This window comes from Desulfitobacterium chlororespirans DSM 11544, from assembly GCF_900143285.1.
Lineage (GTDB): Bacteria > Bacillota > Desulfitobacteriia > Desulfitobacteriales > Desulfitobacteriaceae > Desulfitobacterium > Desulfitobacterium chlororespirans.
Genome location: NZ_FRDN01000014.1, coordinates 190,434 through 199,157 on the forward strand (window position 1 = coordinate 190,434; position 8,724 = coordinate 199,157).

Below are 8,724 nucleotides of genomic sequence, written 5' to 3' on the forward strand. Positions count from 1 at the left end.
ACATGAAATGCCATAAATAGTAAAAGCGAGTTGCCTACTCGATGAGGAACTCGCTTTACCTGGGTGCACAGAAACTATCTAGGTTAGACATCGTTTGTTGGGTGACCGACAAATTACCAGATCCTTTCTATGGATTCAATTGGCTTTGCTGCTCATTACTGTGGTTTGCAGCTGATTCTTGAATTAGGACCCTTAATGGATTCCAATCCAATCGAAGCTAGTATCGCTTCAATCACAAGCTTTTCGTTATCGCTCATTAAACTCCCCCCTTCTACTCTATTTCTCAATCATAACAAATTTATCATTTTTTGGCAATAGGTAAATACAGGATCTCCTTTTGCCCATCCTTCACCCTCACTTTTTCAGTATATGCGCTCTTTTGATGATTATGTCAGCAAAGATAATTTACTTCTATTCTATGTTGGCAGACTGGATAGGGTGCATAGGATAGATCATTTCATATTGAATATCGCTGGGATTTACTCCCTGTCGGCTCAGATAAGCCGTCAGCCAATCCTTAGGCTGATTGGTCAGAACAAACTCCCCTTGGCTAAGGCTTAGAACGGAGCTTATCAGCCTCTCCGCCTGTTCCCAGGCCATGGTCCAGGCGTCCAACACCACATGGCTTTCCTGGGGCATCAGTATGCCAGCCGTTCCCTCCGCATTCAGCCAAGCTCTCAGTGCTGTATAGCGCCTAAGATATCCCTCCTGCCTCTGCCAGGGAGGGTGAAAACCGGCTTCATGTCTTGCCTGAAAGTAATCGGACAGGTTTGCTTGCCGCAAAGAGCATCCCCGGCCCGCATTGGCGCAGGCCAAAGGAATCCCATCCTGGTACCGGTAAACATAAAGGTCGCGTTTTTTTTGAAAACCGATCCCTTCATAGCTCTTAGCGGCATAATTGTGACTTAAAACTTCAAGCTGAATTCCCTTCAATTCCAGGGACTCCGCTCTTGCCAGTTGATCCTCTAAAAGGGGGCGAAACAGCCGCCGCCCCCTAAACTCCGGATCGATACAAGTTCCCGCAATCCAGCCCATCCGGTCTTCCAGGGCTAAAAGAGCAAAGCCGAGAATCCGCTGGGAATCTCTCAAGGCCGTGGAATGGGACAAATCGATCCGGCACTTCTCCAACCAGGCTTGCATTTGTGCTGTTGAGTAGCGGATTTCGTAGGAATAGCCCTGCCAGCAACGATTCCAGGCCAGAGTGAGCTCTTCAATGCCGACATCCGCCAGATGTGAATAGTAAAACATGAACGGCAGGCTCCTTATCCCAACTACAGTTTAGGGGTGAGAACAGAGGGATTAACGCAGTGTGGCGGCCGCTGCCCCTGCAGAGATGCAAGCAAATTCTGAGCAGCCAGCCGCGCCATTTCCCGACGGGTTTTAACGGTTGCGCTGCCGATATGGGGAAGGGCCACACAGTTCGTCAGAGTCAGCAAGGGATGATCTGTGGGCAAAGGTTCCTGAGCAAAGACATCAAGACCAGCTGCATAAATCTGCTGCTGGGCTAAAGCTTCATAGAGATCTTCTTCATTCACTATGCCTCCCCGGGCCGTATTGATCAATATCGAGGTAGGCTTCATGAGCTCCAATTCCCTTTTGCCGATTAAATTCCGGGTCTCAGGAGAATAGGGAGTCAAAATACAGACAAAATCCGCTTCCTGCAATAATTCGTCCAGTGAACGGTATTCAATCCCCAGGCTTTCTTCCAGCTCCGGCTTGGGGGTCCGGTTATAATAGATGATCTTCATGTCAAAGCCTTTCGCTCTCTTGACTAAAGCCTCGCCGATTCTCCCCATGCCTACTATCCCTAAAGTGGCACCAAAAATATCCTGACCGGCTAAAAGCATGGGGGACCATGTCTTCCAGTGACCTTGACGAAGATATTGGGAAGACTCCTCCATACGACGGGCGGTCATCATCAGCAAGGCAAAGGTAAGATCTGCCGTCGTTTCCGTCAGCACTCCCGGGGTGTTCGTCACTAAAATATTGCGCTGTGTTGCCGCTTCGATATCGATATTATTGTAGCCTACCGCCATATTGCTGACTACTTTAAGATTCTTGCCTAAGTCCAGCAAAGAAGCGTCTATGGTCTCTGTCAGCAGACAGTATAATCCATCAACCTCACGGATTTCCTGCTCCAAAACAGAGCGCGGAATGGGAGTATCTTCCTCAGGCCAAACTTTAACCTCACAAACTTCTTCTATTAATGTAAGTATATCCTCTGGAATTTTGCGTGTAATAAAAACTCTTGGCTTCAAAATTATCCCCCGATTCATACTAATTTCCATTTCCACTGGTTTTAGATTACCATAATCAAGATCAAAATCAAAGAGCGTCCCCACAGGGACGCTCAGGAGAAGCATTGATTAGAAGATTACACCAAGAGCAATCAGGATAAGAATTGCAATAGCGATGATCCCGACACCGGCATAACCGCCGAATCCGCCGCCACCGCCGCAGGCGCCACCGTATCCGAACATAACGTAATCCCCCTTTCCTGACAAGTGTATTTATATCCCTCAACTTAGAATACGATGCCCATAGCAATGAGCAGAAGAATAATTACAACAACAATAGCGATTCCAGCGAGATAGTTTGGTCCACAACCGTCTAAACCTGCACCTAATGCCATATTATTTCCCTCCTGTATCTTTAGGCTTTGGAATGTTTTTCCTAGTCTAAATTATGTTGCAGGACGCTAAGGTGTTACTACATTTTGGTATTAATGGCAACTATCCTCATAAAAAAGCAAATAAAAAACCTTTGATCGACTTGATCAAAGGTTTCCAGTAAATTATAATCCCGCAAAGCTCCTCCAACGAAGAAGATTTCCCTGGGTAAAATATTAACTAAGATAGTGAACCGAAACGATGTTGGGCAAACTAACTAAGGATTGAACACATGAGCCTGTTACTCTGGAAAGGTTCTTCGGATTCCCACAAAGCGAAAACGTCCAAAAAGCTAGAAATTAAGGTTAAGGATTCAAGTTCTTTAACACCATAAGGATAGACAACTCGAAATGGGTAACCTGTAAACTCTTAAACCGACTTGGAGGAGCTCCGCGAGAAACTTGACTGAATCTTTTTTTCACTTTTATAATATAAGGGTTAATAGAAAAAGTCAACACCTAAAGCTATGTAAATAGTGGAAAATTCAAAAAGATCAGAGACAAGAGTTCACTGATCAGTTGGAGGAATGACGATGAGAGCACAATTCACCTTAACCCCCAGTGAATCAAAGCGGCTGATTGCCAAAGGAGTAAAAGCTTTACCTATTCTCCAGAAAGCGCTGCAAAACCATACGGTCATTCTGGCCGGAGGAACTACCAATGGGTTTCTTGTGGAAGAACTGCTCAATGAAACTCTTGCAGAAAAAACTCGTTACACAGTAGGCTTGATCGCCGACGGCAAAACCGGGGAAAGCAAAGAAGAGCAGCGCATCCATCCCTTTATTATTGCTAAAGGCAAGGCCCTTGATCGCTCGCTCCATTGGAAAGATTATCTTCCCCAGCTGGAACCGGGAGATGTGTTCATTAAGGGAGGCAATGCCCTGGATTCTACCGGATTGGCAGCAGTATTGGTCTCCAATTCTATGGCCGGTACCATTGGCGCGGCTTTAGGCCCCCTCTATGCCCGAGGTGTTCAGTTGGTCGTTCCCATCGGCCTTGAGAAATTGATTCCCGATGTCCGTGAAGCTGTTGAATTTATGGCTTCCGCTCCCGCGGACACCGCCCTGGGTGCTAAAACCGGCCTCGTCCCCATGCTGGGAGCGACCGTCGTTACTGAAATCACCGCCCTGGAAAACCTTTATAAAGTTACGGCCAAATGCATCGGGGCCGGCGGTGTTGCCGGCTCAGAAGGGGCGGTCACCTTGGTTATCGAGGGTGACGCCGCTGAAGTAGAGAGCGCTCTGTCCCTGATCCAATCCTGCAAAGGTGAGCCGTCCGTTCGTTAAGTCCGTTGCTGTGTCCTCTGTCAAGATTTCGAACAAGTAAAAAGCAAAATTCTATTCCTTTTCCCTGCTTAATAAACTTAATTAGATACCCCCGCAATGGCTTTCACCGTTTAAATAGCGCCTATACTGGGCGCACCAAGAAAAGGCTTTCGAAAAACTTCGAAGGCCTTTTCGAATTGAACACTTTCAGGCAAATCATAAATCATCAGTTGAAAAACTATTTGCATCCAGCTCTTCTGTTCTCCTATGAACGCCTACGGGGTCTCAGGATGTGAATGGATTGGCTGTCGCCAAGAATGTTTGGTTACTGATACACATGCAAAATAGCTTCAGATACAAACTGGGCAAGCCCCGGTGACTTTTTGTCCAATGCTTCTTTGTGAATCGAATACGCCTGTCCGATTTTACGAAAAGCTGTATCATCGCAGGGAATCCACATATTTAACAATTCACTATAAGCAGCAACCGCCTTTTTGGCCGCTGAACTCTCCGGGCCATCCATCATGGCTTCACGAAACTTTTGCATGACATCCCCGCAAAGAGAAATGAGCTCACCAAAATCCAAATTCATTATATTCGAGGCGTTTTTTACAAAAGATGAACGGCCCGGTAAGATGTCGCTTTTCACTACCGGGAGAAAAAAATTGCTTTCCATTAACGCTCGGATTTCGTTGGCATGGGTTTTCTTCATGGTTTCGAGTCTATTTCTATCAAAATCTCTTAGCATTGAAATATCAAACTCGTCATTTAATATTCGGTCAACTGACAGGATCATTTTTTGTAACCTAGATTGTTTTGCCAAGAGAATTTGTTTATGCTGCCGTATGATCTCTTTTTCCATTTCCTTGGGGCTTTCCAGCAGTAACCGAATGTCATCAAGGGAAAGGCCCAGTTCTTTATAAAAGAGAATGCTCCACAAGCGGCGCAAACTCTCGTCATCATATTGGCGGTAGCCCGATTCTTTCACCGCACTGGGCGGCAGCAATCCGATTTCATCATAATATTGCAAGGTGCGGCGGCTTACGCCGGAGAGCTTACTCACTTCATTGACAGTTTTCATTGCCTTTTCTCCTTGCTTAAGCTTTTTTCAAAAACCTTGACTCGAACGCAACGTTACAGTTTATGCTCTCATTATAAGTGAAAGACGACGCTTTGTAAATTAAAGAACACTGGTCATAAGCGTCTGAACAAAATAAGGAGGGTTTATTGATGATGGGTAAGAGTGAAAAGGCTCCGGAACTTGAGCCGATTCCCAAGAATATCATGAACATTGCTTGGATTTTAGTGCTTGGGGCAATTATGCCACTACTTGATTCAACAATGGTCAACATTGCTATTAATCACTTGAGTCATGATTTCAGTATCGGACTTGATTTGATTCAATGGGTCATTACGGGTTATGTGTTAGCCATGGCAATTTCCGTACCGCTTGCCGGTTGGATGGTTCAACGGTTCAACGGCAAATGGTTAATGATTGGTGCCAATATCTTATTTTTAGCTGCCTCGATTGCTTCGGGATTCAGCTGGAGTATCCATTCCTTGATTATTTTCCGGGTTATTCAAGGTTTCAGTGCCGGCTTTATTATGACCTTGGTGACTACCTTGTGTGTTGAAACTGCCGGAAGGGAGCGAGTGGGACGTTTGATGTCGACCATTGGTATCCCAACGGTCTTGGGCCCAATCCTGGGCCCGGTTATTGGAGCAGTGATTGTCCAATTCTTGTCATGGCGTTATATTTTCTTTGTCAATGTTCCCATCGGTATTCTGGCCATCACTTTGATGATTTGGAAGCTTCCTGATTTCACGCCGGCTAACATTAAAGCTAAATTCGACTTCATAGGTATTATTTTATTGGGCACTGCCTCTGCTGCCTTGATTTATGGAATTACTAAAGCAGCGAAAAGTGCTACATTTAACAACAGCACGACTATTGCTTTTGTTATTGCCGGGGTCGCAATTTTAGCCATCTATATGATTTATGCTGCTATCAAGAAGGAACAAGCCATTCTCCCCTTGCACTTGTTTGAGCTGAAAAACTTCAGTGCTGTCATGGTTGGCTTGTTCCTGGCGGGAATTGCCACCAACGGCCCAATGTTGTTATTGCCTTTGTTTTTCCAAAACATTAAGGGCTTCTCCGTTTTGAACACCGGCTTGATTTTGATTCCGCAAGGTATCGGTATGCTGATTGCCCGCCCCTTGATTGGTAAGCTCACTGATAAATGGGGTGCGCGTAATGTTGTCTTGGTCAGTTTGGCCTTAGCCATCATGGGCACGCTTCCCTTTGTCTTCATCAACGAGGCCTCTTCACTCATTGTTGTCAGTGTTGTTTTGTTTGTGCGCGGTATAGGGATCGGCGGCGTCACTATTCCCATGATGACTGATGCGTACACGGGTATGGTCAAACAAGAAATCGCCCAAGCCAGTGTCGGAACCCGGCTCATGCAAAATATCGGTGGTGCGTTTGGTTCAGCAGTAATGGCCACGGCCGTCAGCCTTTCAATCCAAGGTAAAACACCAACGATCCCACTCATGACCACCGCTTACCACGATGGTTTCATGTTAGCCTTAGTTCTTAGTTTGGTATTAGTCATTCCAAGTTTGTTTTTAACGAACAAGACAGCTAAGAAATAATATATTCAGATGAAATGTCAACATCAGTATCCGGTAATATATGAATGATATGAACTAGATATCTATAATAAAACTTGGTCTTTGAGCAGTTCGCTTTTCCCAACGTCAAAAAATACGCCGGCGAAAATCCAGCCAGGATGACTTCGTATCATCCTGGTATAAATTTTTATCTGAAGCTCCAGGTTGCAAAGCTGCGCCGGTCCATACGTACTCACCCGGCAATAGGTGACAACCCTATGCTTTATATTCTTTTTAGGTATAGCAGTAATAATCCTGATGGTTTTCATCTACTTCCTTTCATCATCTAATAAGATAAGTCGACCTAATTTAATATGCAAAAGAAAAATGTAAAAGCATCCTTTCACGTCAAAGCACATTTTAACGATAATCCCGAAAACCCACTAATATCAAGAGTTTGCAATAGGATTATAGTCTCCACATGTCTTGAGGAGATAAAAAAGATGCTGTACCCCTATGGCATCCCCTTAACGGCGGGTATCTTCCTGACCCATAGCCGATACCGGCTGGAGCCGGTAAATTATTGTATAAAGAAAACCACCTGCTATGCAGGCCCGCTGAGTGGGTGGCCATGATACCCTTTAAGCACTCACATTTATGATGAAAATAAAGGATATGTATGTTTTATGTCGTATTTAGGTTGAAAGACTTTTTTAAGAGGTGTCAAAATGAATAAAGAGGAAGCAAATTTTTTTTACACTGATTTAATTGAGTACCTAAAATTAAATAATCTAAATTGGATTGCTGAACAAGTAGAAGAGCAAATTGCATTAGGTCATATTGAAACAAAAAAGCTAAATGTTCCGAAAAAAAACTCATATGATTCCAATGAAATTTATTATAGCTTTATTGATGAAGATTCTATAAAAGAATTGCCACAGAGTAAAAATAAAAAATCAAACGCTATTTTTGTAGTGTCAACACCCTATAGTGAGCATGAAAAATTAAAGCTTTTAATTGACAGCATTGAAATTGGGGTGGCTAAATTAAGTGAAATTATTAATACCACTTTAGAATTTTTTCACAGAGAAGTACAGCAAAGTCAATTATTGTTCGAACCAGAAGCAGATATTAAAGAATCATACGAAATTACTTTTGATGAAGCAACAAATGCATATATAAATTCAAGAAAGCTAATCCCTTTATTTAATGAGTTACGAAAGGAGCTATAAGATGCCTGTACGAAACGAATTGTTAGACGAAATCAAAGATGTTCTTGGATCATCAATAACTCCATCTTTTACCGTGTCTTCAGCTGCGGATGACCTTTTTGAAGCCTTTATTTTTTCAATTATAATTCAAGCTGCACGTGCGGAAGGTGCAACTATATCCTATCAGTGTATAAACGGTGGCAGTCCAAATCCTTTTGTATTCCGTACCAGCCCAGGATATATTGGGTCAAATAGGCGAAACTATGGTTATGCTGTAATTAATTTTTCTGGATGTCCTCTATTGGAAGCCCACGTTGGAATACGTGTTGCAGGCCAATCAAATGTTCTTCATGAATGTGATGTATCTGTTCTTTTAAAAGATGAAGCAGATCTTTGTAGGCGTGGGCTTGGACGTGTTGCTCCAAGATCTTCAAAAGTAATCATAGCAGCAGAAGCGAAACACTATACAGTAGGGCTTCCATTACATCTTGGTCGTGCTTTTTTGGGATTAGCACGTGACCTATCTGTTAATGATTTATACTTTATAACAAATAGAGAAGCGAATTTCATTGAAAAACTATTATCTCAGAGACTGACTAAACACCCGTGTAAATGGCAATAATCTCCACATAAAACAACAGTGGAGGTTATGGAATGAAACAGTCAAAAAACATTCTCACAGACAAGGAAATGGAACTGGTCAACTTACTGATGCAAGACTGCCAAAGCACAGGGGATATTCAGTCGAAACTGAAAAGACTGTTTGCCGGAACCATTGAGCAGATGCTGGAAGCAGAGATGCAAGACCATCTGGGGTATGAAAAAAACAGCATTGAAGGAAACAACTCCGGTAACAGCCGAAATGGCTATAATCGCAAGACCATCATCAGCGATTACGGCGAAAGTGAAATTGCCGTCCCTCGCGACCGAAACGGCGAATTTGAACCCAAAATCCTTGAAAAACGGCAAA

At 43.6% G+C, this 8,724-nt stretch carries 8 protein-coding genes; 5 read left to right on the forward strand and 3 right to left on the reverse strand.

From position 1 onward, the window contains the following. Window positions 1–411 precede the first annotated feature (411 nt). The gene (locus BUA14_RS21300) at window positions 412–1,248 is read right to left on the reverse strand and encodes a GNAT family N-acetyltransferase (RefSeq protein ID WP_072774444.1); all 837 of its coding nucleotides are present in this window, start codon (window positions 1,246–1,248) and stop codon (window positions 412–414) included. Between the two features lie 23 nt (window positions 1,249–1,271). Then, window positions 1,272–2,276: a 2-hydroxyacid dehydrogenase gene (locus BUA14_RS21305; protein WP_084078778.1), complete on the reverse strand. Its 1,005-nt coding sequence runs from the start codon at window positions 2,274–2,276 to the stop codon at window positions 1,272–1,274. A gap of 919 nt (window positions 2,277–3,195) precedes the next feature. Here BUA14_RS21305 and BUA14_RS21310 point away from each other — a divergent pair. Further along, window positions 3,196–3,954 carry a hypothetical protein gene (locus BUA14_RS21310; RefSeq protein WP_084078774.1) on the forward strand — a complete coding sequence of 253 codons (759 nt, stop codon included), beginning with the start codon at window positions 3,196–3,198 and terminating at the stop codon, window positions 3,952–3,954. A gap of 304 nt (window positions 3,955–4,258) precedes the next feature. Here BUA14_RS21310 and BUA14_RS21315 read toward each other — a convergent pair whose 3' ends face one another. Continuing rightward, complete coding sequence (locus BUA14_RS21315; protein WP_072774446.1) at window positions 4,259–5,014, reverse strand: MerR family transcriptional regulator; 756 nt, start codon at window positions 5,012–5,014, stop codon at window positions 4,259–4,261. 149 nt (window positions 5,015–5,163) lie between these two features. Between BUA14_RS21315 and BUA14_RS21320 the strand changes: the two genes are divergently transcribed. The 4 genes from BUA14_RS21320 to BUA14_RS21340 all read left to right on the forward strand — a co-directional run. Next, a complete protein-coding gene (locus BUA14_RS21320; RefSeq protein ID WP_072774447.1) occupies window positions 5,164–6,585 on the forward strand; it encodes an MDR family MFS transporter in 1,422 nt (473 codons plus the stop codon). 686 nt (window positions 6,586–7,271) lie between these two features. After that, entirely contained in the window at window positions 7,272–7,775 is a 504-nt protein-coding gene (locus BUA14_RS21330) for a hypothetical protein (protein WP_072774448.1), read from the forward strand. A gap of 1 nt (window position 7,776) precedes the next feature. Next, entirely contained in the window at window positions 7,777–8,376 is a 600-nt protein-coding gene (locus BUA14_RS21335) for a hypothetical protein (RefSeq protein WP_072774449.1), read from the forward strand. A 68-nt stretch (window positions 8,377–8,444) separates the two neighbouring features. After that, window positions 8,445–8,724 (forward strand): transposase (locus tag BUA14_RS21340; RefSeq protein WP_242954660.1); only part of this gene is annotated, 280 nt, incomplete at its 3' end.

Coding starts and splice junctions, on each gene's coding strand:
- BUA14_RS21300 (WP_072774444.1), bottom strand. CDS start 1,248: ATGTTTTACTATTCACATCTGGCGGATGTCGGCATTGAAGAGCTCACT.
- BUA14_RS21335 (WP_072774449.1), top strand. CDS start 7,777: ATGCCTGTACGAAACGAATTGTTAGACGAAATCAAAGATGTTCTTGGA.
- BUA14_RS21315 (WP_072774446.1), bottom strand. CDS start 5,014: ATGAAAACTGTCAATGAAGTGAGTAAGCTCTCCGGCGTAAGCCGCCGC.
- BUA14_RS21310 (WP_084078774.1), top strand. CDS start 3,196: ATGACGATGAGAGCACAATTCACCTTAACCCCCAGTGAATCAAAGCGG.
- BUA14_RS21305 (WP_084078778.1), bottom strand. CDS start 2,276: ATGAATCGGGGGATAATTTTGAAGCCAAGAGTTTTTATTACACGCAAA.
- BUA14_RS21330 (WP_072774448.1), top strand. CDS start 7,272: ATGAATAAAGAGGAAGCAAATTTTTTTTACACTGATTTAATTGAGTAC.
- BUA14_RS21320 (WP_072774447.1), top strand. CDS start 5,164: ATGATGGGTAAGAGTGAAAAGGCTCCGGAACTTGAGCCGATTCCCAAG.